Annotated in this window: 21 protein-coding genes and 2 tRNA genes; 9 read left to right on the top strand and 14 right to left on the bottom strand. The window is 61.5% G+C overall.

The window, feature by feature from the left end; all coding sequences use genetic code 11:
* Window positions 1-38 precede the first annotated feature (38 nt).
* Window positions 39-404 (top strand): diacylglycerol kinase, encoded by a 366-nt coding sequence (locus tag BLR26_RS24025; RefSeq protein ID WP_038996675.1) that lies wholly within the window; start codon window positions 39-41, stop codon window positions 402-404.
* Here BLR26_RS24025 and BLR26_RS24020 read toward each other — a convergent pair.
* On the bottom strand, window positions 401-1,327 hold the full coding sequence (locus BLR26_RS24020) for a LysR family transcriptional regulator (RefSeq protein WP_045193561.1): 927 nt from the start codon (window positions 1,325-1,327) through the stop codon (window positions 401-403). The genes BLR26_RS24025 and BLR26_RS24020 overlap by 4 nt on opposite strands.
* A gap of 119 nt (window positions 1,328-1,446) precedes the next feature.
* Here BLR26_RS24020 and fpr point away from each other — a divergent pair, with 119 nt between their 5' ends.
* Window positions 1,447-2,226, top strand: a complete 780-nt coding sequence (gene fpr / locus BLR26_RS24015) for a ferredoxin-NADP reductase (protein ID WP_003222277.1) — start codon at window positions 1,447-1,449, stop codon at window positions 2,224-2,226.
* Between the two features lie 222 nt (window positions 2,227-2,448).
* Here fpr and tsaA read toward each other — a convergent pair whose 3' ends face one another.
* From tsaA to rimO, 5 genes are all read right to left on the bottom strand, one after another.
* Complete coding sequence (tsaA, locus tag BLR26_RS24010) at window positions 2,449-3,144, bottom strand: tRNA (N6-threonylcarbamoyladenosine(37)-N6)-methyltransferase TrmO (protein ID WP_093386529.1); 696 nt, start codon at window positions 3,142-3,144, stop codon at window positions 2,449-2,451.
* 7 nt (window positions 3,145-3,151) lie between these two features.
* The gene (locus BLR26_RS24005) at window positions 3,152-3,613 is read right to left on the bottom strand and encodes a YehS family protein (protein ID WP_045193558.1); all 462 of its coding nucleotides are present in this window, start codon (window positions 3,611-3,613) and stop codon (window positions 3,152-3,154) included.
* A 49-nt stretch (window positions 3,614-3,662) separates the two neighbouring features.
* Complete coding sequence (locus tag BLR26_RS24000) at window positions 3,663-4,373, bottom strand: rRNA pseudouridine synthase (RefSeq protein ID WP_093386526.1); 711 nt, start codon at window positions 4,371-4,373, stop codon at window positions 3,663-3,665.
* Between the two features lie 130 nt (window positions 4,374-4,503).
* A complete protein-coding gene (locus BLR26_RS23995) occupies window positions 4,504-4,974 on the bottom strand; it encodes a GNAT family N-acetyltransferase (RefSeq protein ID WP_093386521.1) in 471 nt (156 codons plus the stop codon).
* Between the two features lie 91 nt (window positions 4,975-5,065).
* On the bottom strand, window positions 5,066-6,403 hold the full coding sequence (rimO, locus tag BLR26_RS23990) for a 30S ribosomal protein S12 methylthiotransferase RimO (RefSeq protein WP_045193555.1): 1,338 nt from the start codon (window positions 6,401-6,403) through the stop codon (window positions 5,066-5,068).
* Window positions 6,404-6,604: 201 nt separating this feature from the next.
* On the opposite strand from rimO, the gene BLR26_RS23985 reads away from it, so the two are divergent.
* Window positions 6,605-8,503 carry a potassium transporter Kup gene (locus tag BLR26_RS23985; RefSeq protein ID WP_045193554.1) on the top strand — a complete coding sequence of 633 codons (1,899 nt, stop codon included), beginning with the start codon at window positions 6,605-6,607 and terminating at the stop codon, window positions 8,501-8,503.
* A 197-nt stretch (window positions 8,504-8,700) separates the two neighbouring features.
* Here the strand turns inward: BLR26_RS23985 and BLR26_RS23980 are convergent, their stop codons facing one another.
* The 4 genes from BLR26_RS23980 to BLR26_RS23965 form a co-directional block, all read right to left on the bottom strand.
* Window positions 8,701-9,996 (bottom strand): virulence factor family protein, encoded by a 1,296-nt coding sequence (locus tag BLR26_RS23980; RefSeq protein ID WP_093386516.1) that lies wholly within the window; start codon window positions 9,994-9,996, stop codon window positions 8,701-8,703.
* Window positions 9,996-12,638, bottom strand: coding sequence for a bifunctional lysylphosphatidylglycerol flippase/synthetase MprF (gene mprF / locus BLR26_RS23975; protein ID WP_093386512.1), 2,643 nt, complete (start codon window positions 12,636-12,638; stop codon window positions 9,996-9,998). Before mprF ends, BLR26_RS23980 begins: the two co-directional genes overlap by 1 nt.
* Before the next feature lie 224 nt (window positions 12,639-12,862).
* Window positions 12,863-12,939 (bottom strand) — tRNA-Met (locus BLR26_RS23970).
* Between the two features lie 131 nt (window positions 12,940-13,070).
* Window positions 13,071-13,147: transfer RNA gene (locus BLR26_RS23965), tRNA-Met, on the bottom strand.
* A 218-nt stretch (window positions 13,148-13,365) separates the two neighbouring features.
* On the opposite strand from BLR26_RS23965, the gene dinB reads away from it, so the two are divergent.
* Window positions 13,366-14,430, top strand: a complete 1,065-nt coding sequence (gene dinB / locus BLR26_RS23960) for a DNA polymerase IV (protein ID WP_093386508.1) — start codon at window positions 13,366-13,368, stop codon at window positions 14,428-14,430.
* A 45-nt stretch (window positions 14,431-14,475) separates the two neighbouring features.
* Here the strand turns inward: dinB and BLR26_RS23955 are convergent, their stop codons facing one another.
* The 3 genes from BLR26_RS23955 to BLR26_RS23945 all read right to left on the bottom strand — a co-directional run bounded on the left by BLR26_RS23955 (window position 14,476) and on the right by BLR26_RS23945 (window position 18,638).
* Window positions 14,476-15,429, bottom strand: a complete 954-nt coding sequence (locus BLR26_RS23955) for a lipoprotein (RefSeq protein ID WP_045193550.1) — start codon at window positions 15,427-15,429, stop codon at window positions 14,476-14,478.
* 18 nt (window positions 15,430-15,447) lie between these two features.
* The gene (locus BLR26_RS23950) at window positions 15,448-17,163 is read right to left on the bottom strand and encodes a proline--tRNA ligase (RefSeq protein WP_093386503.1); all 1,716 of its coding nucleotides are present in this window, start codon (window positions 17,161-17,163) and stop codon (window positions 15,448-15,450) included.
* A gap of 170 nt (window positions 17,164-17,333) precedes the next feature.
* A complete protein-coding gene (locus tag BLR26_RS23945) occupies window positions 17,334-18,638 on the bottom strand; it encodes an OprD family porin (RefSeq protein WP_045193547.1) in 1,305 nt (434 codons plus the stop codon).
* An 809-nt stretch (window positions 18,639-19,447) separates the two neighbouring features.
* On the opposite strand from BLR26_RS23945, the gene BLR26_RS23940 reads away from it, so the two are divergent.
* A complete protein-coding gene (locus BLR26_RS23940; RefSeq protein ID WP_093386498.1) occupies window positions 19,448-19,873 on the top strand; it encodes an HIT domain-containing protein in 426 nt (141 codons plus the stop codon).
* Window positions 19,874-19,876: 3 nt separating this feature from the next.
* Window positions 19,877-20,083: a SlyX family protein gene (locus tag BLR26_RS23935; RefSeq protein WP_093386494.1), complete on the top strand. Its 207-nt coding sequence runs from the start codon at window positions 19,877-19,879 to the stop codon at window positions 20,081-20,083.
* Between the two features lie 63 nt (window positions 20,084-20,146).
* Here BLR26_RS23935 and BLR26_RS27595 read toward each other — a convergent pair whose 3' ends face one another.
* Complete coding sequence (locus BLR26_RS27595) at window positions 20,147-20,734, bottom strand: cold-shock protein (RefSeq protein ID WP_045193545.1); 588 nt, start codon at window positions 20,732-20,734, stop codon at window positions 20,147-20,149.
* 297 nt (window positions 20,735-21,031) lie between these two features.
* On the opposite strand from BLR26_RS27595, the gene BLR26_RS23925 reads away from it, so the two are divergent.
* The 3 genes from BLR26_RS23925 (at window position 21,032) to BLR26_RS23915 (ending at window position 22,392) form a co-directional block, all read left to right on the top strand.
* Complete coding sequence (locus BLR26_RS23925; RefSeq protein ID WP_045193544.1) at window positions 21,032-21,505, top strand: Dps family protein; 474 nt, start codon at window positions 21,032-21,034, stop codon at window positions 21,503-21,505.
* A 242-nt stretch (window positions 21,506-21,747) separates the two neighbouring features.
* On the top strand, window positions 21,748-22,077 hold the full coding sequence (locus BLR26_RS23920) for a ribbon-helix-helix domain-containing protein (RefSeq protein WP_045193543.1): 330 nt from the start codon (window positions 21,748-21,750) through the stop codon (window positions 22,075-22,077).
* Window positions 22,078-22,170: 93 nt separating this feature from the next.
* Complete coding sequence (locus BLR26_RS23915; RefSeq protein WP_045193542.1) at window positions 22,171-22,392, top strand: FmdB family zinc ribbon protein; 222 nt, start codon at window positions 22,171-22,173, stop codon at window positions 22,390-22,392.
* Window positions 22,393-22,396 lie beyond the last annotated feature (4 nt).

The raw sequence follows: 22,396 nt of genomic DNA, 5'->3' as shown, positions 1-22,396 counted from the left end.
CTAGGCTGCAGCGTTTTCAGTGGATGAAGTGACCTTCTATGTCGTCGCCTTTCAAGGGCCAGACCGGCCTTAAACGTATTTTCAACGCCGCCGGCTATTCGTTCGATGGCCTGCGTGCTGCGTTCACCGGTGAGGCAGCGTTCCGTCAGCTGGTGCTGCTCAACGTTGTGTTGATTCCGGTGGCCTTCTGGCTGGATGTCAGCCGTGCCGAGCGGGCGATCCTGATCGCCGTGTGCTTGCTGGGGCTGATCGTCGAATTGCTCAATTCGGCGGTGGAGGCAGCGATCGACCGCATTTCCCTCGATCGCCACCCGCTGTCGAAGAACGCCAAGGACATGGGCAGTGCCGCCCAGTTCGTGGCCTTGAGCATGGTTGGCCTGACTTGGGCGGTGATTCTGCTTTAAGCGATGGTCGGCAGGACGATCTCGTCGCTGCGGCTGACGCCTGCGGTAAAGCTGCGGCACAGTTCGAGAAACTCGCGCATGGCAGAGGTCTGGTACTTCTGCTTGTGCCAGATGAAGAAGAACTGCCGGGCCAGGTCCAGTTCGGGGGTTTCCACCGGTACCAGGCTGCCGCGACGGAATGCGTCGCGCAGGGCCAGGCGCGAGATGCAGCCAATGCCCAGGCCCGACTCGACCGCGCGCTTGATCGCCTCGGTGTGTTCCAGCTCCAGGCGTATGTTGAGGCTGGAGCGGTGGTGACGCATGGCCTGATCGAAGGTCAGGCGGGTGCCCGAGCCCTGTTCACGCAGGATCCAGGCCTCATGGGTGAGTTCTTCCATGCTCGCCTGGCCGCGTTTGGCCAAGGGGTGCTGCGGCGCACAGAACACCACCAGCTCGTCCTCGACCCACGGCTGCACTTCCAGGTCCGGGTGGTTGCAGTCGCCTTCAATTAGACCCAGATCAATTTCGTAATGGGCAACCTGTTGCACGATATGCGCAGTGTTCTGTACATGCAGCTTCACCTGGCTCTCCGGGTGGATCTGCATGAAGCTGCCGATCAGCAGGGTGGCCAGGTAGTTGCCGATGGTCAGGGTCGCGCCCACCGCCAGCGAGCCGAAACCGGACTTGCCGTTGAGCAGGTCCTCGATTTCCTTGGCCTGGTCGAGCAGGGCCACCGCCTGGGGCAGCAGTTGATGGCCCAGGGCGTTGAGGCTCAGGCGTTTACCGGCGCGGTCGAACAGCTGGCAGCTGGACTGGCGCTCAAGTTCGGTGATCGATGTACTGGCGGCCGATTGCGATAACGCCAGTATTCCGGCGGCCCGCGAGACGCTTTGGTACTGGGCCACGGCAACGAACACCTGGAGCTGACGAAGGGTAAATCGCATATCTATATAACCGATAAGACATATCTTGATAATTCATTTAACAGATATTGTCGCTGGCACTAAACTATTGCGCAATCGCGCTCTCGCTTAGCGCCGCGTTTTTCTTCAGGAGCCCGTACATGAGCAACATGAACCACGAACGTGTCCTCAGTGTTCACCACTGGAACGACACCCTGTTCAGCTTCAAGTGCACCCGCGATCCGGGCCTGCGCTTCGAGAACGGTCAGTTCGTGATGATCGGCCTGCAACAGCCAAACGGCCGCCCGCTCATGCGCGCCTATTCGATTGCCAGCCCGAACTGGGAAGAGCATCTGGAGTTCTTCAGCATCAAGGTGCCGGACGGCCCGCTGACCTCCCAGTTGCAGCACCTGAAGGAAGGCGATGAAATCATCATCAGCAAGAAGCCTACCGGCACCCTGGTACTCGACGACCTGAACCCGGGCAAGCACCTGTACCTGCTCAGCACCGGCACTGGCCTGGCGCCGTTCATGAGCGTCATCCAGGACCCGGAAACCTACGAGCGCTTCGAAAAAGTCATCCTGGTCCACGGCGTGCGCTACGTCAACGAAGTCGCCTACCGCGAATTCATCACCGAGCACCTGCCGCAGAACGAGTTCTTCGGTGAAGCGCTGCGTGACAAGCTGATCTACTACCCGACCGTGACCCGCGAGCCATTCGAGAACCAGGGCCGCCTGACCGACCTGATGCGCAGCGGCAAGCTGTTCAGCGACATCGGCCTGCCGCCGATCAACCCGCAGGACGACCGCGCGATGATCTGCGGTAGCCCGAGCATGCTCGACGAGACCAGCGAAGTGCTCGACAGCTTCGGCCTGAAGATCTCGGCGCGTATGCGTGAGCCGGGTGATTACCTGATCGAGCGTGCATTCGTCGAGAAGTAAGACACTGAAAACAAAAAAGCAGGCTTCGGCCTGCTTTTTTTTGTGCCTGAAGTAGCGGGTCTGCATGCCGCGGATTTGTGGGAGCGGGCCTTGCCCCGCGATCGAGCGCGAAGCGGTCGCAATCCAGGCAATACCTGATGTGCTGGCTGTACTGGCCTCATCGCGGGTCAAGCCCGCTCCCACTGGCTCGCCAGCCAGGCCCATTGAAGAGCAGGACGGTACCTACAGGTCCATCACCACTTCCAGCACCCGGATCTGATCCGGTTGCGGGTAGTGCCAGCGCACCTGCACATCCCAGAACCTAACCCCGTACACGCGCTCGGGTGGTGGTACCTGGTAGGCCGGGCGCGGGTCCTGGGCCAGGCATTGTTCGATCAGCTCCACCAGCGGCTCGGCCAGGCGCAAGGCGTGCTCGCGGGCCTGGGGCAGGGCAGTATCGCTCCAGCTCACGGCAATCGGCGCAGGTGGCGCGTCAGCCATCTGGTTGGTCGCGTCGGCCACGGCATCGGCGTAGGGCACGTAAGGCTTGATATCCAATACCGGGGTGCCATCAAGCAGGTCGATGCCCGACAGCCACAAGCGGCCGGCTTCGACCTTCTCCAGCCTGACCACCGACTGACCGATGCCATTGGGCCGGTGGGTGGCACGGGTGGCAAACACCCCCATGGACTTGTTGCCCCCCAGCCGAGGCGGGCGCACCTTCAACCGCGGTTTGTCTTCCAGCGCCTGGTGGAACAGGAACAGCAGCCAGACATGGCTGACCTGCTCAAGGCCGGCAACGGCCTCGCCGTTGTCGTAGGGTGGCAGCAGCTCCAGCACGCCATGGGCGGCCGGCGCCAGTTGCGGCTGACGCGGAATGGCGAACTTTTCCTTGAAGCAGGAGCGCACGTGGCCGATGGGAGCAACGCTGTAGTTCATCGTCGGCTCAGCCACGAACCCGCAGGGTCAGGCCCTTGAGGAAGTTGCGCAGCAACTGGTCGCCGCACGGGCGGTAGTTGTTGTGCCCGACCTTGCGGAACAGGGCGCTGAGCTCTGGCTTGGACACCGGGAAGTCGGCGGCCTTGAGAATCGCGTGCAGGTCGTCCTCTTTAAGCTCGAAGGCCACGCGCAGCTTCTTCATGACGATGTTGTTGGTCACCGGCAGTTCGACCGGCAGCGGCGCACGGCTGTCGTCCTTGCCGCGCTTGAAGATCACCAGGCCATCGAGGAAATGGGCGATGACTTCATCGGGGCAGCGCACGAAGCCTTCCTCTTCTTCCTTCTTGAGGTAGGTGGCGATATCGGCGGTGGATACTTCGAAGCCGCTCAGCTTGATGATATCGGTGAGCTTGGCGTCGTTGACGTCCAGCAGGTAGCGCAGGCTGCGCAGTACATCGTTGTGAATCATGGGGACAATCCTGTTCAGGGGCGCCGCCTGGGTGGCGGCGCCGTGTTGCTTAGAATTTTTCGCTGGCTGCCAGGTAGCGCCACTGGCCCAGCGGCAGCTTGCTCATGGCGACGCCACCGAGGCGGATGCGGCGCATGCTCACCGGGGTGACGCCGACGCTGCGGCAGAGCAGGTCGATGAGCCCGGCAGGCGGGTTTTTCAGGACCATGCGCAGGCGCGTCTCGTTCTGCCAGCTGGCCTTGATCTTCGGCAGCTCGTTGCCTTTCCAGGTGAAGCCGCGGTTCAGCCGCTCCAGGCCGTGGGCGATCATTTCGCCAGTGACTTCGACGATGTATTCCTGCTCGAGCTTGGTCAGGTCGGCATCGAGCTTGCGGGTCACGCGCCAGTCCTGGGTGAACACTTGCAGGCCGCTGGCGCCTTCTTGCAGCGGCGCGGCGCAGCTCAGGCGGGCGAAGTGGCCCTTGAGCGGGCGACGGCTGTAGCTGTGCTCCGGCGAGAGGCTGTCGGCGCTGATGCTGGCGCAGGCGGCATCGACGTCGAGCCCGGCGGGCTGGTTGAGCAGCAGGGTGACCGGCTCCAGGGCTTCGGCCTTGGCGCCCTGGCGCAGTTCGACCTTGTGATCGGTGACTTTGAATTGCGGCTCGTCGATCACGGTGCCGTTCACCGTGACCCAGCCGCCCTCGATGTACAGCTCGGCCTCGCGCCGGGAGCAACCGACCAGTTCGATAAGGCGTTTGGAAAGGCGAATGGGTTCAGACATGACGACAGCCGTAGACACAGGGAAAGGTGCCTATTGTAACTGCCTGGACGGGCTTGGGGCCGGTAACATTCGTCGATCCGGCCATTAATCTGCGCTTTCGCGGCATTTCAGAGGGGGATTACACAAGCCTTCAGTCGGTGCGGACAGACTGCGTACGAATTAGCCTCATGTGAAGTAGGGGGTAGGGCTGGCCCATGCCGTCCGTTTCTGAGCGGCCGACCACTTCAAAGCCCTGGCGCAGGTAGAAGCCCAGGGCCTGGGCATTCTGTTCGTTGACGTCCAGTTGCTCGGCGTGCAGCTCGTCGATGGCCACCCGCAGCAGCCTTGCGCCCAGGCCCTGGCCGCGCGCCTCGGGGTCGATGAAGAGCATCTCCACCCGTCCGCCAGCGACCCCGGCAAAGCCGCGGATGCGCTGGCTGGCGTCCTTGCAGCAAATCAGCATTACCGCGTCCAGGTACTGGCTCAGTAGCAGCTCACGCAGCAGGCAGATGTAGCTGTCGGGGAGAAAGTCGTGGGTGGCGCGCACGGACGTTTCCCACACCCGCGCCAGCTCCGGGTAGTCGCGCAGGCTGGGTGTCTGCACGGTCATGTGCCTGCGCATTACGATGGTCTCCTCGTGGCGATTGAGGAAACGATAGTTGCAAAAAAAAGCCCCGCCATCGATGGCAGGGCATTTTTTTATTGGCGCCGGATCAGATCGGTTCGGCCCACATATCGTACTCGTCGGCGTCGGTCACCCGGCAGCGAACGGTGTCGCCCGGCTTGAAGCCGTGGTTGCCATCGATGAACACGTTGCCGTCGATTTCCGGAGCATCGAAGAAGCTGCGGCCGACCGAGCCTTCGTCTTCGACTTCATCGATCAGCACGTCGATTTCCTTGCCGATGCGCAGTTGCAGGCGGGCGGTGCTGATCGCCTGCTGGTGGGCCATGAAGCGATCCCAGCGCTCCTGCTTGATGTCGTCCGGCACTTCGTCCAGGCCCAGGTCGTTGGCCGGGGCGCCTTCGACCGGCGAATACTGGAAGCAGCCGACGCGATCGAGCTGGGCTTCGGTCAGCCAGTCGAGCAGGTACTGGAAGTCTTCTTCGGTTTCACCTGGGAAGCCGACGATGAAGGTCGAACGGATCACCAGTTGCGGGCACTGCTCGCGCCAGTTCTTGATGCGCGCCAGGGTGCGGTCTTCGAACGCCGGGCGTTTCATCGACTTGAGCACTTTCGGGCTGGCGTGCTGGAACGGGATGTCCAGGTACGGCAGGATCTTGCCGGCCGCCATCAGCGGGATCACGTCGTCGACGTTCGGGTACGGGTACACATAGTGCAGGCGCACCCAGGCGCCGAGGCTGCTCAGCGCTTCGCACAGCTCGAGCATGCGCGTCTTGACCGGGCGGCCGTTCCAGAAGTCAGTCTTGTACTTGACGTCGACGCCGTAGGCGCTGGTGTCCTGGGAGATCACCAGGATTTCCTTGACCCCGGCCTTGACCAGGCGCTCGGCCTCGCTCAGCACTTCGCCGACCGGGCGGCTGACCAGCTTGCCGCGCATCGACGGGATGATGCAGAAGCTGCAGCTGTGGTTGCAGCCTTCGGAAATCTTCAGGTAGGCGTAGTGGCGCGGGGTCAGCTTGACGCCCTGTGGCGGCACCAGGTCGATCAGCGGGTTATGGTCCTGGCGCGGCGGCACGACTTCGTGCACGGCATTGACCACCTGCTCGTACTGCTGCGGGCCGGTTACCGAGAGCACGCTGGGGTGCACGTCACGGATGCTGCCTTCCTCGACACCCATGCAGCCGGTGACGATGACCTTGCCGTTTTCCTTGATGGCTTCGCCAATCACTTCCAGGGACTCGGCCTTGGCGCTGTCGATGAAGCCGCAGGTGTTGACCACCACTACGTCGGCGTCCTCGTAGGTGGGCACGACTTCATAACCTTCCATGCGCAGCTGGGTCAGGATGCGCTCGGAATCGACCAGGGCCTTGGGGCAACCCAGGGAAACGAAGCCGACCTTGGGCGTGGTGGGCGTAGGAGTGGTGGACATGGCTAACCTCGGTATTGAAGGGCTTGCCTGGCCGGGCCGGCGGGCAAACCTGATGGGCGCTTTGGGCGCCTCTGATCAAAAAGTGCGCAATTCTAGCGAGCGCAAAGTCACTTGACCAGCAGAAATACGACGAACGCTCAGCTATGCTTCGCGGCAGTGTGCCTGTGTCTGGTGCAAGGGGCCTGGTGGCGGGAGTGATGGATGGTTCAGGCAAGTAGTCAGGCCGATTCCGGGCATTCGGTGGCAAAGCCGTTGAGCCTGCTGGTGGCAGCGGTCGGAGTGGTTTACGGCGATATTGGCACCAGCCCCTTGTATACCCTCAAGGAGGTGTTTTCGGGCGGTTACGGCGTACCGGTCAATCATGATGGGGTGCTGGGCATCCTCGGCCTGATTTTCTGGTCGCTGATCTGGGTGGTGACGATCAAGTACGTGGTGTTCATCCTGCGCGCCGACAACCAGGGCGAGGGCGGCATCATGGCTTTGACTGCGTTGGCCCGGCGCGCCTCGGCGCCGTACCCCAAGCTCAAGGCGCTGATGGTCGGCTGCGGCCTGATCGGCGCGGCGCTGTTCTACGGCGACAGCATGATCACCCCGGCGATTTCGGTATTGTCGGCGGTAGAGGGCCTGGAGCTGGCCTTCGACGGCATCGACCACTGGGTGATACCGGTGGCGTTGATCGTGCTGGTGGCGCTGTTCCTGATCCAGAAGCATGGCACGGCGCGCATTGGCATCCTCTTTGGTCCGGTGATGGTCACCTGGTTCGTGGTGCTCGGCGCTCTGGGCGTGCATGGCATCGCCCAGAGCCCGGAGGTGCTCAAGGCTTTCAACCCGGTGTGGGCCGTGCGCTTCTTTATTGTTCACCCGGGCATGGGCGTAGCGATTCTTGGCGCCGTGGTGCTGGCCCTGACCGGCGCTGAAGCACTGTATGCCGACATGGGCCACTTTGGCCGCAAACCCATTGCCCGCGCCTGGTTTGCCCTGGTGCTGCCGGCGCTGGTGCTCAACTATTTCGGCCAGGGCGCGCTGTTGCTGCAAAACCCGGAGGCAGCGCGCAACCCGTTCTATTTGCTGGCGCCGAACTGGGCGTTGATACCGTTGGTCGGTTTATCCACCCTGGCCACGGTGATTGCCTCCCAGGCGGTGATTTCCGGGGCCTTCTCCCTGACCCGCCAGGCCATCCAGCTTGGCTATGTGCCGCGTATGCAAATCCAGCACACCTCCAGTGACGAACAGGGGCAGATCTATATAGGTGCGGTGAACTGGTCGCTGATGGTCGGGGTGATCCTGCTGGTGCTGGGCTTCGAGTCTTCCGGGGCGCTGGCCTCGGCCTATGGCGTGGCAGTGACTGGCACCATGTTGATGACCACGCTGCTGGTGTCGACGGTGATGTTGTTGCTGTGGAAATGGCCGCCGCTGCTGGCGGTGCCGATTTTGCTGGGATTTCTCTTTGTCGATGGCCTGTTCTTTGCCGCCAACGTGCCGAAAATCGTTCAGGGCGGGGCTTTTCCGGTGCTGGCGGGGATTGTCCTGTTTGTCTTGATGACCACCTGGAAGCGCGGCAAGCAGATTCTGGTCGAGCGCCTGGACGAAGGCAGCCTGCCGTTGCCGCTGTTCATCAGCAGCATTCGCGTGCAGCCGCCGCATCGGGTCGAAGGCACGGCGGTGTTTCTCACCGCACGGGCGGATGCCGTGCCTCACGCGTTGTTGCATAACATGCTGCACAACCAGGTGCTGCACTCGCAGGTGGTGCTGTTGACCGTGGTCAGCGAGGACACCCCGCGGGTGCCGGCGCAGCAGCGCTTCGAGGTCGAGGCGTATGGCGAGGGTTTCTACCGGGTGCTGTTGCACTTTGGCTTCATGGATGAGCCGGATGTGCCGGCGGCATTGAAGCTCTGTCACCTGGAAGGGCTGGATTTCAGTCCGATGCGCACGACCTATTTCCTCAGCCGCGAAACGGTGATCCCGTCGCGGCTGGTGGGCATGTCGCGCTGGCGGGGGCTGCTGTTTGCCTTTTTGCTGAAGAATGCCAACGGCAACCTGAGGTTTTTCAACTTGCCGTTGAACCGGGTGATCGAACTTGGCACTCAGGTAGAGATATAGGGAGCTGCAAGCTACAAGCCTCAAGCTGCAAGCTAGAGCCGTGCGCGCTTGGCTCTAGCTTGCAGCTTGAGGCTTGCAGCTTGCAGCTTGCAGCTTGAGGCTTGCAGCTTGCAGCTTGCAGCTTGCAGCTTGCAGCTTGCAGCTTGCAGCTTGAGGCTTGAGGCTTGTAGCTTGCAGCTGCGCGCCGGAGGCGCGCTTCAATCCTGCTCGGCGACGCTGGTCTTGCCCTGGCGGTTCTCGATATCGCCGATCAGGCGCTTGGCCAGCGCCGGGTAGTTCTCGTCGAAGTGATGTCCGCCAGGCAGCTTCAGGCGCTCGCCGACTGCAGTATGGTCGGTACAGCCGCTCTCGTCGGCCTCTTCCTCGCCATACACGCAGACCACTTTGGACGCTGGCAGCCTGGCCATCTCCGGCCCGGTCGGTGCCTCTTTGCCAGCATTGCCCAACCAGCCCTCGACTTCGATCTCGAAGCTGCCGCTGCGGGCAAAGGCCAGCAGTATCACCGCATCGATGCGCTTCTGGTCTTCGGCCGGCAAGCGGTTGTAGATCGCCGGCAAGACGTCGGCGCCGAACGAGTAGCCGGTCAGCACGAAACGCTTGGTGCCCCATTTCTGCCGGTAGTGCTGCATCAGCTCGGAGAGGTCGATGGCGCTTTGTTCCGGGGTCTTGTGCTGCCAGTAGTAGCGCAGGGTGTCGATGCCCACCACCGGATAGCCGAGCTTGGCCATCTCGCCGGCGACGTCGCGGTCCAGGTCGCGCCAACCGCCATCGCCCGAGAGAAACAGGGTGACGGTGTCGGTGGTTTGCCCGGCAGGTACTTCGACCACCGGGATGCTCATGGCGTTGCCGTCCTCACCCACCAGTGCCTGGGTCAGTTGCGCCTTGAGTACCTGCGGCAGGTGGATGTCGTAGTCGCTGATGCTGGTTTCGGCATTGGCCTGGTCGCGCACGAAGGCGGCGCTGGCGTCATCCGGGTTGTCATTCCAGGCCACGCTCCAGTGGCCGTGGGCGGCGGACTTGGGCAGCGGCGTGGCGCAGCCGGGTTGTTCGAGGTTGAAGTCCACCGAGATGGCCAGGGCCTTGTCATCGCTCTGGCTGGCCAGCCAGCTCCAGGCCTGGGCTGCGCCCGGGCCGATACCGGCTACCAGGGTCGGCGCGCCCTTGAGTTGCTGCATGGCTTGCTGCAGCGCCTGTTGCTGCTTGTTGCAATCGGCTGGCGGCAGGACCACCTGGACCATCTGCGCCTCGCCGCTCTGGCTCAGGTCGAGCAGTTGCTTGTCGCTCAGGGCCTGGTCCGGGGGCACGGCGATGACCACGCGGGCCTTGGCCCGGGTGCCGGGGTTGACCCGGACCAGGCTGCTGCCATCGGCCAGGCTCAGGTGCTCAAGGGAGGCTTCGGGGGCCGGCCGGGTCCACAGCCAGAAGCCAAGGGCGGCAGCCAGCAAGGCCAGCAGCAGGGGAACCAGCAGGTACAGCCAGTAGCGTCGAATCATCAGCGTTTCACCAATCCAGTCAGGCCGCCCGCGATCAGGGCGGCGGTGTCGGCCAGTGCCACCAGCGGATCGAGTCCGGCCGGCACGGCCATGTAGCGAGGTTCCCAGTCCGGTTGGAACTTGTCCTTGAAGCGGCGCAGGCCCTGGAAGTTGTAGAGCTGCTCGCCGCGCTGGAACACCATCGAGCCCAGGCGCTGGGTCAGCGGTGCGCCGCGCCGTGGTTGCAGCCCGGAGAGTGGCACCATGCCCAGGCTGAAGCGCCCATAGCCGTGCTGCTTATAGTGTTGGATCAGGCCGATCATCATGAATTCCATGGTCAGCTTGGGCGCCTGCGGGTGGGCGCGCATCAGGTCGAGGCTGGCCAGCTCCAGGCTGCGGGTTTCCAGGAGGTTGGCAAAGGCGACCGGGCGCCCTTCGAAACGGATCAGGGCAATCCGGAAGTGCTGCAGGTACTCCGGGCTGAAACGGCCGAGGGAGAAGCCTTTCTCGCGCACGTTCTTGCCAGTGAGCCAGGCGTCGGAGATGGTCTTGAGTTCTTCCAGCGGAGCCTGCCCCGGCTCGTGCACTTCCAGGCTCAGGCCGTCGCGGCCGCCGCGGTTCCAGGTGTAGCGCAGGTCTTTCATCTCCTTGCCCTTGGCTTCTAGGTCAAAGCGCTTGAGGTCGACCCGGGCTTCTTCGCCCAGTTTGATCGCGGTCAGGCCGATGTCCATATAGAAGGGCAGGTTCTCGGCCCGAACCTGGTAGAACACCGGGCGGGCATGGTGTACATCGCACAGGTCGCGGAACTGCCAGATCATTTCGGCGCGCTCGTGGGCCGGGCCGATCGGGTCGTACAGCGCCACCAGGCTGCGGCCGCGACGTGCATACATAAGGAAGGCATCGTCGTTGGGGTGGAACAGCAAGGCTTTGTCGCCAGTCAGGGCCAGGCCGCCGTCGGGTTGGTCGGAGGCTTGCAGGATGGCGTTGGCGCGTTGCAGCTCGTCGGCGCTGGGCAGGTGAATAACCGGGCGCGCGGTGCGCAGCAGCCAGGTCAGGGCGACGATCACCAGCAGTACCGCGCTGCCCAGGGCCGAGCGCAAGCCGCGTGGGGCATCGGCGTCGAGGGTGAATTGCCACCACAGCTGATGGCTGTAGGGCACATCCTGATAGGCAAACAGCAGCAGCCACACCGAAGCGCCCAGTACACAGGCGCTGGCCGCCAGGTAAACCGGCGAGAACGGCAGTTCGAGCAAGCGGCTGGGGCGATAGAAGGAACGGCGGAACACCGCCAGCAGGCAGGCGGTGAAGGTCAGGATGCTGGCTTCTTCCCAGTCGAAACCTTTGAGCAGCGAGAGCAGGGCGCCGACCAGCAGCAGGACGGTGGTCAGGATCCAGGCAGCCGACAGGCGCCGGCGCAGGCCCTGGGCCAGCAGCAGGCAGAGGACGCCAATCAGGCTGGCGCCGAAGTGCGACGCGTCGATCAGCCGGTGCGGTACGAGGAAGCCCAGATGCTCCAAGCGCTCGTCGATTTCCGGGGTGGCGCCGGAAAACAGCAGCACCACGCCGGAGAGAAACACCAGCACCGCCAGCACCGGGGCTGCGAGCCCGGAAGCGGCCCTGATCGCTTGCTGGGCAAACAGCAGGCGCTTGGCTTCGCTGGCCAGCAGCAGGACGCAGGCCAGCAGCAGTGGCAGCACCACATAGATCAGGCGATAAAGCAGCAACGCGGCGGCCAGTGGCGCGGCGCCGAGCTTGTCGGCAAAGGCCGCCAGCAGGATCGCCTCGAACACCCCGACGCCACCAGGCACATGGCTGAGCACCCCGGCCGCCAGCGCCAGCAGGTAGACCAGCAAGAAGGCACCAAACGGCGGCGCCTCGGGCAGCAGCAGGTACAGCACGGTGGCGGCAGCGGCTACGTCCAGGGCAGTAATGAGCAGTTGCAGCAGGGTCAGGCGTGCGCCCGGCAAGCGCAGAGTACGCCGGCCTACTTGTACCAGCAGGTTGTCAGCCTGGGGTTGTTCGGGCAGGCGACGACGATAAAGGCCATAGACCAGTGCGCCGCTCAAGCTAAGTACCGCCAGGGCGACCGCTGCCAGCAACGCAGGCGCCAGGTGCAAGGCTGAAGCTGCAGCCGGCAAGTTGCTCAAGGTCGCCAGGGCGGCGAGCGGCGGCAACGCGCAGCCGAGGGAAAGGCTGGCAAACAGGGTCATGCGCGCCACTTCGGCGGCGCCGATGCCATGGCGCGCATACAGGCGATAGCGTACCGAGCCACCGGACAGCAGCGACAGGCCAATGGCATTGCCGATGGCAAAGGCGCTGAAGCCGCCCATTACCAGGGTGCGAGCCGGTAGCTGGACGCCGGCATAGCGGCTGGCCGACCACTCGTACCCCAGCAGGATGACGAAGCCGGCCACCGTCGCCAGCAGTGCGCCGGCCAATGCTGGCGGCGGCACGCTGAGCAGCGAATCATGCAGGGCATAGATGTCCAGCTCGCTGAGCAGGTGACGGCAGGCGATCAGGGCGACAGCGAACAGCAGCAAGGTCACGCCCAGGCCGATGGGCTGGCGGTACTTGCTCAGGCGTTCGAGCCAGCGCAGGCGTTGCTCGGCATTGGGTAATGCGGCGGTCACAGGGGCTTGTGTTTCAGGCGTCTGGGTGCGCATCAGCCACCTCGTGGCTTGCGCAGGGGAAGCAGGGTGTATCCGGTCAAAGTACCAATCCCTTTGGAAGCGTAATGTCCGATATGATCGGGCCGCTGAGCACCTTGAGGATAGTTAAAGAAGTTTCATATTGCCTGAGCGGCGAAGGGCGTTCAGGGGGCGGGCTGATTAGCTGGAAGGCAGACGCAAAAAAGGCCACTTTTTTCAAAGTGGCCTTTTCTGTTGTTTGGTTGCGGGAGCCGGATTTGAACCGACGACCTTCGGGTTATGAGCCCGACGAGCTACCAGACTGCTCCATCCCGCGTCTGTGGGGCGGATTCTACAGCGTTGAGCTTGGCTGTCAACGCTTAATTGTTGATTTACAATAAAAAATTACCCGGAGCTTTATTTCGGGCAAAGAAAAAGGCCACTCGTGAGAGTGGCCTTTCCTGAATCTGGTTGCGGGAGCCGGATTTGAACCGACGACCTTCGGGTTATGAGCCCGACGAGCTACCAGGCTGCTCCATCCCGCGCCTGTGAGATGAGATTCTACAGTTTTGCCCGGGGCTGTCAATAGCCTGTTTGCAGAAATCCTTTCTCCTTCAATCGCTTAGCGCCGCTGAAAAGGGCTGCAAGGCAGCAAGGGCGGGCCTTGCAGAGGTTCCGGGGGGGAATGAATTAGTTGTGATGCATGGGCCGCTAGCGGGTGAGATACTGCTTACATCACTTTAAACCTGTTCTTACGCTCCCTATGTCTCAACGCAAGATCATCCATATCGACTGCGATTGCTTCTACGCCGCCATCGAAATGCGCGACGACCCGCGTCTGGTCGGGCGGCCGCTGGCGGTGGGCGGTTCGGCGGAGCGGCGCGGGGTGATCGCTACCTGCAACTATGAGGCGCGGGCGTTCGGCGTGCGTTCGGCGATGTCCTCGCACCATGCCCTCAAGCTGTGCCCGGACCTGCTGATCGTCAAGCCGCGCATGGATGCCTATAAAGAAGCCTCGCGGGAAATTCACGGCATCTTTCGCGAATACACTGACCTGATCGAGCCCTTGTCGCTGGACGAGGCTTACCTGGATGTGTCGGACAGTTCCTGGTTTGCGGGCAGCGCTACACGGATTGCCGCCGATATTCGCCGCCGGGTTGCCCAACAGTTGCATATCACTGTGTCGGCTGGCGTGGCGCCGAACAAATTCCTGGCCAAGATCGCCAGCGACTGGCGCAAGCCCAATGGCCTGTTTGTGGTCACTCCGAATGAAGTCGAAGACTTCGTGGCTGCCTTGCCGGTGAGCAAGCTGCATGGCGTAGGCAAGGTCACCGCCGACAAGATGGGCCGCCTGGGCATCATCACCTGCCTGGAGTTGCGCGACTGGAGTCGCCTGGCCCTGGCCCGTGAATTCGGCAGTTTTGGTGAGCGGTTGTGGGGGCTGGCGCGGGGTATCGATGACCGTCCGGTGCAAAATGACAGCCGGCGTCAGTCGGTCAGTGTCGAAAACACCTACGACACCGATCTGCCTGACCTCGCCAGTTGCCTGGAAAAACTCCCGGAGCTGATGGAAACCCTGGCCGGGCGCATGGCCCGCATCGACGACAGTTATCGCCCGGGCAAGCCGTTCGTCAAAGTGAAGTTCCATGATTTCAGCCAGACCACCCTTGAGCAGTCAGGGGCGGGGCGTGACCTGGGCAGCTATCAACACTTGCTCAGCCAGGCCTTTGCCCGTGGCGGCAAGCCGGTGAGGCTGTTGGGGATTGGTGTGCGCTTGCAGGATTTGCGCGGTGCGCATGAACAGCTGGAGCTGTTCTCTCGGGAGTGAGGAGGGCAGCGCCAGCAGGCTGGCGCTCTCCGGGTACAGCGAAGGTCAGTGCGCGCCAGGGTCGGCAACCAGGCGGCCGGCGTCCTTGGTCAGTGACTTGAGGAATTCCTGTTGCAGCTCCGGATCGTTGCGGGTCAGCTCGATCAGGCTTTGCTCCAGTTCACTGGCTTCTTCTTCCAGGCCCAGCTCCGACAGGCGCTTGACCCGATGCACCCACTGGCTGACTTCGTCGTCTTCCAGGTCATCGAAAATCAGTTCGTGGGCTTCCACCAGTTTGCCGCGCAGGCCGGCGCTGATCAGCAGGCTGGCATCGCCACGCACGTTGTTGTCTTCATCGACCACCTGCAGGTGCAGGGTGCCGATGTGGGTCAGGTTCTGCTCGCTGAACGGGCTGTCGAGCAGGTTCAGGTGCAACACGCCATTGCGGTCGGTGGTCAGCTCATGGTCGATCTTGCCGGCCTTGACCGACACCGGCCGCTCGCTCCAGGGGACGCTGGTGTATTCCTGGCGCTTGTCCTTTTGCACTTCGGTGATGCCCGCCAGGTTCTGCTGGGCACGACCGTTGGACTGGGCGTTCATGAACGGGTTGAGGCCGTCGAAGCCATAGCTCAACCAGTCATGGGTCACGCTGTCGGGCAGGTTGCCCAGGGCAAAGACATTGACCACGTTGGCGCCGACACCGGCCACCACCGCCACCGCGCCCAGCGGAATCTCATAGACTTCGCGCCAGGGTTGGTAAGGCGTGTAGCGATCGTAGCGACGGGTAACCTCGAACTCGGTGACTTCGAAGTTCTTCTGTTCGTGGATGCGCACACGCCGTTGCGGCAGCTCGAGTACCTTGGGGTCTCCGACATCGATCTGCAGGCTGTGTTCGAGCAGCTTGCGCTCGATGCGCTCCTCGTGCTCGCTGCGCTGGGACATCTGGTTGGCGCAACCGCTGAGGAGCAGGGCGCCGCACAGTGCGGCGCCCCCCAGGTTGATGGTACTTCGCTTGAACATGATTACTCTTGCGTTGGCTTAGCGACGAATGCGGGCTTGCAGGAACGACAGCACCTCGGCCACTGGCAGCGGCTGTGCGTCACGCTCGGTGCGGTGCTTGTATTCCAGGTTGCCGTCGGCCAGGCCGCGGTCGCTGATGACGATGCGGTGCGGGATGCCGATCAGTTCCATGTCGGCGAACTTGATCCCCGGGCTGGTCTTCTTGTCGCGGTCGTCCAGCAGCACTTCGAAACCGGCAGCGGTCAGCTCGGCATACAGCTTGTCGGTGGCTTCGCGAACCTGTTCGGTCTCGTAGCGCAGCGGCACCAGGGCGATCTGGAAGGGTGCCAGGGTATCGCTCCAGATGATGCCGTTTTCGTCGTAGTTCTGCTCGATGGCCGCAGCCACCACACGCGATACGCCGATACCGTAGCAACCCATGCTCAGGGTTACCGGCTTGCCGTTCTCGCCCAGTACCTGGCACTTGAGTGCCTCGCTGTACTTGGTGCCGAGCTGGAAGATGTGCCCGACTTCGATGCCGCGCTTGATCACCAGGGTGCCCTTGCCATCCGGGCTTGGGTCGCCCTCGACGACGTTGCGCAGGTCGGCCACTTGCGGAACTGGCAGGTCGCGCTCCCAGTTGACGCCGAAGTAGTGTTTGTCGTCGATGTTGGCACCGATGCCGAAGTCGCTCATCAGCGCGACCGAGCGGTCGATGATGCATGGCAGCGGCAGGTTCAGCGGGCCGAGGGAACCGGCGCCGGCGCCAATGGCGTCGCGCAGCTCTTCGTCGCTGGCCATGACCAGCGGGCTGGCAACTTCTGCCAGGTTGGCAGCTTTGATTTCATTGAGGTCGTGGTCGCCACGGACGATCAGGGCAATCAGCTTGCCTTCTTCGGCGGCGTGGACGATCAGGGTCTTGACGGTCTTTTCGATCGCCAGGCCATAGTTGTCGACCAGCTGGGTGATGGTCTTGGCGTCCGGGGTGTCGACCAGGCGCAGCTCTTCGGTCGGCGCCGGGCGCACGGTTTCCCGTGGGATGGCTTCGGCCTTCTCGATGTTGGCGGCGTAGTCGGAGCTGTCGCTGAAGATCACATCGTCTTCACCGGACTCGGCCAGCACGTGGAATTCGTGGGAGTAGCTGCCACCGATCGAGCCGGTGTCAGCCTGCACTGGGCGGAAATCCAGGCCCAGGCGGGTAAAGATGTTGCTGTACGCCAGGTGCATGCGATCGTAGGTTTGCTGCAGGGAAGCCGGATCGGCATGGAAGGAGTAGGCGTCCTTCATGATGAACTCGCGACCACGCATCAGGCCGAAGCGCGGACGGATCTCGTCACGGAACTTGGTCTGGATCTGGTACATGTTCAGCGGCAGCTGTTTATAGCTGTTGAGCTCGTTGCGGGCGAGGTCGGTGATGACCTCTTCGTGGGTCGGGCCCACGCAGAACTCGCGACCGTGACGGTCTTTGAGGCGCAGCAGCTCCGGGCCGTACTGTTCCCAGCGGCCGGATTCCTGCCACAGCTCGGCAGGCTGGATGGCCGGCATCAGCACTTCAAGGGCGCCAGCGGCGTTCATTTCCTCGCGGACCACGGCTTCGACCTTGCGCATTACCCGCAGGCCCATCGGCAGCCAGGTATAAAGGCCGGATGCGAGCTTGCGGATCATGCCGGCACGCAGCATCAGCTGGTGGCTGATGACGACCGCGTCGGAAGGGGTTTCTTTTTGAGTAGCGAGCAAATATTGACTGGTGCGCATGGTAGGCCGTTGTCGGTTGCTTAAGACTTTAAATGACCCCGCATTGTACGGGGGCGATTCGGTGGCGTACAGGATGCCGGAGCACGAAGGCGTTGTCAGCCCGAATTCAGACAAGAAAAAGCCCGGCAGTGCCGGGCTCTTTCGTACTGGGGATACTGAAAGCCCGGGGCTTACAGGATGCTCAGCGGGTACTCGACGATCAGGCGCAGTTCGTCGATCGATGGCGAACCGTAGTAAACGCCGTCACCCGAACGGTAGGTGGCTTGACGTACACGCAGGCTCAGGTCTTTGGCCGGACCTTCCTGCAGAACGTACTTGGCCTCGATGTCGCGTTCCCATTCCTTGCCGTTGTCGGTGCCAGTGACGTTGGCACCGGTACCCTTGACATAACGGGTCATGAAGCTCAGGCCTGGAACGCCGTATTCGGCGAAGTTCAGGTCGTAACGTGCCTGGTAGGATTTCTCGTCTTCGGCGTTGAAGTCGGAACGAGCGATGGAGTTGGCCAGGAAAATGGTGCCGCCGCCGTCGATGCCGTAGGCATAGTCGCCGTCACCGGTAACCTTCTGGTAGGCCAGGGTGAAGGTGTGCGCGCCAATGTTGTAGGCGCCCGACAGGCTGAACGCACGGTTATCAAGTTTGTCACCATCGAAGGCGGTAACGTTGGCCTTGCCGTCGCTCTTGGTGTCATAGATGTTGAAGTCGAACACCAGGCCTTGGTTGTCGTTGATCGGCAGTGCCCAGTTGACGTTGGCGTAGTATTTACGCCAGTAGTCTTCGACCTTGGAGTAGTAGAGGCTGGTGCTCAGGGTGTCGGTGAAGGCATAGGTGCCGCCGAACACGTCAGCCTGGGTCAGACCAGGGTTCTTGATCCCGGTAGTGCGGTTCTTGCCACCGATGCTGTCGTGGTAGGACTGCGATTGAGCATTCAGGGCGGTGAAGTGGCCGGCATTCAGCTCAAGGCCTTTGATTTCCTTGCTGGTCACCAGGAAACCTTCGACGGTTTCGGGCAGCAGGCGGCTGTCGTCGGTTGCCAGAACCGGCAGGGCGGTGAACTGGGTGCCGTACTTCAGCACGGTGTCGGAGATGCGGAACTTGACCGCCGCGCCACCTTCGGAGAACGAGTCCTGCGAACGGCCATCTGCGCCCAGCGGGAACTGGCCGGTGCCGGCGCGACCTTTGCCGCTGTCCAGTTTCAGGCCGAGCATGCCGATGGCGTCGACACCGAAACCTACGGTGCCTTGGGTAAAGCCCGACTGGTAGGTGCCGAGGAAGCCCAGGCCGGTTTCTTCAACGCGGCTTTGGTCGCCGTTAGGCACGTTACGGAAGTCACGGCTAAAGTACAGCATGCGGGTTTTGACATTGAGTTTGCTGTCTTCAACAAAACCCTTGGACTCATCCTGAGAAGAGGCCACTGCCAATTGCGAGGTGCCGGCTGCAACAGCCAGGGCGATTATGCTCCACTTCATCACGCGCATCGTGATTTGCTCCTTTGGTTTTTAGGAAGAGTACTGCCGTCGCTGTTTGGTTTTTTTATACAGCGCGGCTCTTTCTTTTTGTGTCGGCGGAAATGTATATCACGCTGACCGGCGTTGGCGATATGCCTGTCGAGAACCTTTCGGTAACTTTACGGTCATGTCGCTAACAGTTATGTCCTTGTCGCAAACCACGCCCCGGGTTTCGCGGGCCGTACAACTCCAGCGCTGTTTCAAGCGGATTAAGGATAGGTAAAAACAATCTAGCCCCTGCCCCCCCGAAACTCCCTGGTTAACCCATGCAGCTGTTGTTATTTGTCGCCGCTCGCTGCATCAGTGCAGAGGGCGTGCCGACCGTGGCGGATGACAATGCAACAAGCGTGCACAAAATCGAACGGCTTCACGAAATTTTCACGCTTTCGCCCTCCTAAGGCCCTCAGGTGCCGGTAAACCGGGGGTCAAAGAACCTTTGGTTCGCGGCTGTCGATCGCAATGGAATAAGGGAAAAAGTTGCCCGTAAAGTCAAAGCGTTACCGTTGAAGGCTAAAGCTGAGTAGTTTGTGGATGTTCACTGGGCGAAACGCCGACGGACGGCTTCATTTTGGTGCGAAAAGTAGCGTTTCCTTGCCCGGGCAGCGTAACACCGACGTACGCCTAGGCCTTTTGGGTGAGGGGAAGGGGCTAAATCGGTGCATTGCTTCATTAATAAGGCAGCAGGCAATGCCCCGACGAGCGATCAGGAGTATCCTGCTGGCAGTGGCTCACGGAGGGTTGTGTGAGCAAGGTATTAAGCTGTTGTAGGAGATTTCGTAGTGTTTGTTCTGGATCAACGTCTTCAACAAGACACCTTTTGCCTGGGGGACTTTCCTCTTTGTCGTCTGTTGCTGAGTAGGGATGGCAACTATCCCTGGTTTATCCTGGTGCCGCGTCGGGCCGAAATCAGCGAATTGTTTCAACTTGATGACAGCGATCAGCAGCAACTCTGGAAAGAAACTAACGCCCTGGCCCAGATCCTCAAGGACGTCTTTGCCGCCGACAAAATGAACGTGGCAACCCTCGGCAATGTAGTTAGCCAGCTACATATGCATGTGATTGTTCGTCATCGTTCTGATCCGGCCTGGCCGGCACCTGTGTGGGGCAATAAACCTGCAATTGAATATGCGCCACAACAGATGGCTGAGATCCGTTTGCGTCTGGCCGAGGTATTGGTTGACGATTTTCAGTTCGCGGAGGCTTGAATCATGACCCTTGACGCGCGCGTGACCGAGTTGGAAAGCCGGCTGGCCTTTCAGGACGATACCCTGCTGGCCTTGAATGATGTGCTGGTCGAACAGCAGCGCGTCGTTGAGCGCCTGCAGTTGCAGATGGCAGCACTGCTCAAGCGCTATGAAGAGATGGTCGGCCAGTACGAGGCCAGTGAAGAAGAGGCACCGCCGCCGCATTACTGATTCGGGGGCGAAAAAAAACCGCGATGGGCAGTGATGCCGTCGCGGTTTTTTTGTTGCTGCTGATCAGCGCCGTGGGGCGGCGATCACGTCTTCGGCCTGCAGGCCCTTGTCGCGGTTCATCACCGAGAACTCCACGCGCTGGCCTTCGACCAGCACCCGGTGGCCTTCGCCGCGAATGGCGCGGAAGTGGACGAAGATGTCATCGCCCGAATCGCGGGAGATAAAGCCGAAACCCTTGGACGTGTTGAACCACTTCACCGTGCCGGTATCGCGATTGGACATGTCGTACTGGGTGTTCTGGCTACGGGCCACAGCGCTTTTGGCAAAACCGGCAATCAAGTGCAGGATGGTGGCCAGCAGGGCGCAAGCCAGGGCCGGCAGGTTGCCAAGCTCCGGACGGGCCAGCAAGGTCACGGTCTGCAGGATCACGGTAAGCACCAGCAAAGCACTGGCAGCGCGCTGCAGTTGCTGGCGCACGCCCCGGTAGTGCTGCGCGAGCACAGGAGCGATGAGCAGGTTAAGCAGGCCGAAAAGCGCCAGGTAAACCGCCTCCGGTTGCTGCAGGAAGGGTATGGCTTCGGTTCTGAGGCTGGGTATGAAGGACAGCAGCAAAGCTGCAACGCCCGTCAACAGGTGGACGATCTTGAACATGTTGGTTGGCTCACATTGATAAGGCGGATCACAGGAAGAGCTGGCTTCACGGCGCGCACGGGTAAAAAAGCGCAAAAACGTGAGAAGGCCAGCCTATGCGCCCGGGCAATGACAATCGGCGCGGGCGGCACGCTGCCTATTTAACAGCAAAGCCCCGGGCTTCTCAAATCAGCGGCCAACCGTGTGTCGCGCGGCCTGCAGCCTTGTGTCGCAGGCATGAGGCTGCAGGGGTGGAAAACTCTTGGTACAGTGGTTTGTACCCGCTTGATCAGCAAGCACTAAGGAAAGGGGAACTACATGGCAATCGATATCGGTATCAGCGAAGAAGATCGCAAGTCCATCGTCGATGGTTTGTCGCGCCTGTTGTCGGATACCTACGTACTTTATCTGAAGACCCACAACTTTCACTGGAACGTCACCGGTCCGGCGTTTCGTACCTTGCACCTGATGTTCGAAGAGCAGTACAACGAACTGGCCCTGGCGGTCGACTCGATCGCCGAGCGTATTCGCGCGCTGGGCTTCCCGGCACCCGGGGCGTACTCGATTTACGCGCGGCTTTCTTCTATTAAGGAAGAAGAGGGGGTGCCACCTGCTGACGAAATGATCAAACAACTGGTCGAAGGCCAGGAGGCGGTAACCCGCACGGCACGCAGCATTTTCCCGCTGCTCGACAAGGTCAGCGACGAGCCGACGGCCGACCTGCTGACCCAGCGCATGCAGGTGCATGAAAAAACCGCCTGGATGCTGCGCTCGCTACTTGAAGGCAAGTAACCGGCAGATTTAACGCTGTTATTCGAATGCCCGAACTTTTGTGCGAAGTTCGGGCATTTCAGTTAGTACGGAAGCACTTTCCGGTGTTTTAAAGTACCGGCTCCAGTGCCGAGTATTCCTACATTCAGAGTTAGGGTGTCTGCTGGCACCGCCACGTTACACAGCGCTTTATTAAGGGCATGTTCCCGCGTGCATAACGCACGCGGGTTTGTTTCCCGGTTAAACAGTGGCGTGGTACGACTATGTCGGCATGGATGAATCGCACGGGGCGCGTAGCCTGCGTGCCGCACAAGGATGGCGTCGACCCTTTCGAGGCCAATTTCAACATGGGCCTGGCCCAGCCGCTGTCGCGGTCGGTGCGCCTCAACGGCTTTGCCACCTGTCTGCGCCTGGAAGAGATCTACTGGACTATTCTTGAACGCATCGCCAAGGCCAATCAGTGCTCGGTCAATGCCGTGTTGTCTTACATCGACCGTGAGGTACACCTGCGTCATGGCGGGGTAAAAAATTTCAGCGGGCTGATCCGCGTGGTCTGCGTGGTCTATTTGCTCGGCTTGCCAGTGGCACGCTAGTCGGTTGCCGGGCTGCACAGCACTCCTTAACCATATATAATCCCGCGCTTTACTGCCCGAACCAGCCTGCGCTGTGGTTAACGAGACACGCCTATGCCCATGTACGACTATCAATGTGCTTCCTGCAACCACCAGTTGGAAGTCCTCCAGAAGCTCAGCGCCGCGCCGCTGACCGATTGCCCGGCGTGTGAGCAGCCAGCGCTGAAGAAGCTGATTTCGGCCCCGGGCTTCCGCCTGGGTGGTACCGGCTGGTACGAAACCGACTTCAAGACCGGTGCGAAAAAGAACCTGGCAGGCGGCGACAAGGCCGACTGAGTTG

The sequence above is a fragment of the Pseudomonas sp. UC 17F4 genome, from assembly GCF_900101695.1.
GTDB lineage: Bacteria > Pseudomonadota > Gammaproteobacteria > Pseudomonadales > Pseudomonadaceae > Aquipseudomonas.
This window is presented reverse-complemented; position numbering and strand designations above follow the sequence as displayed.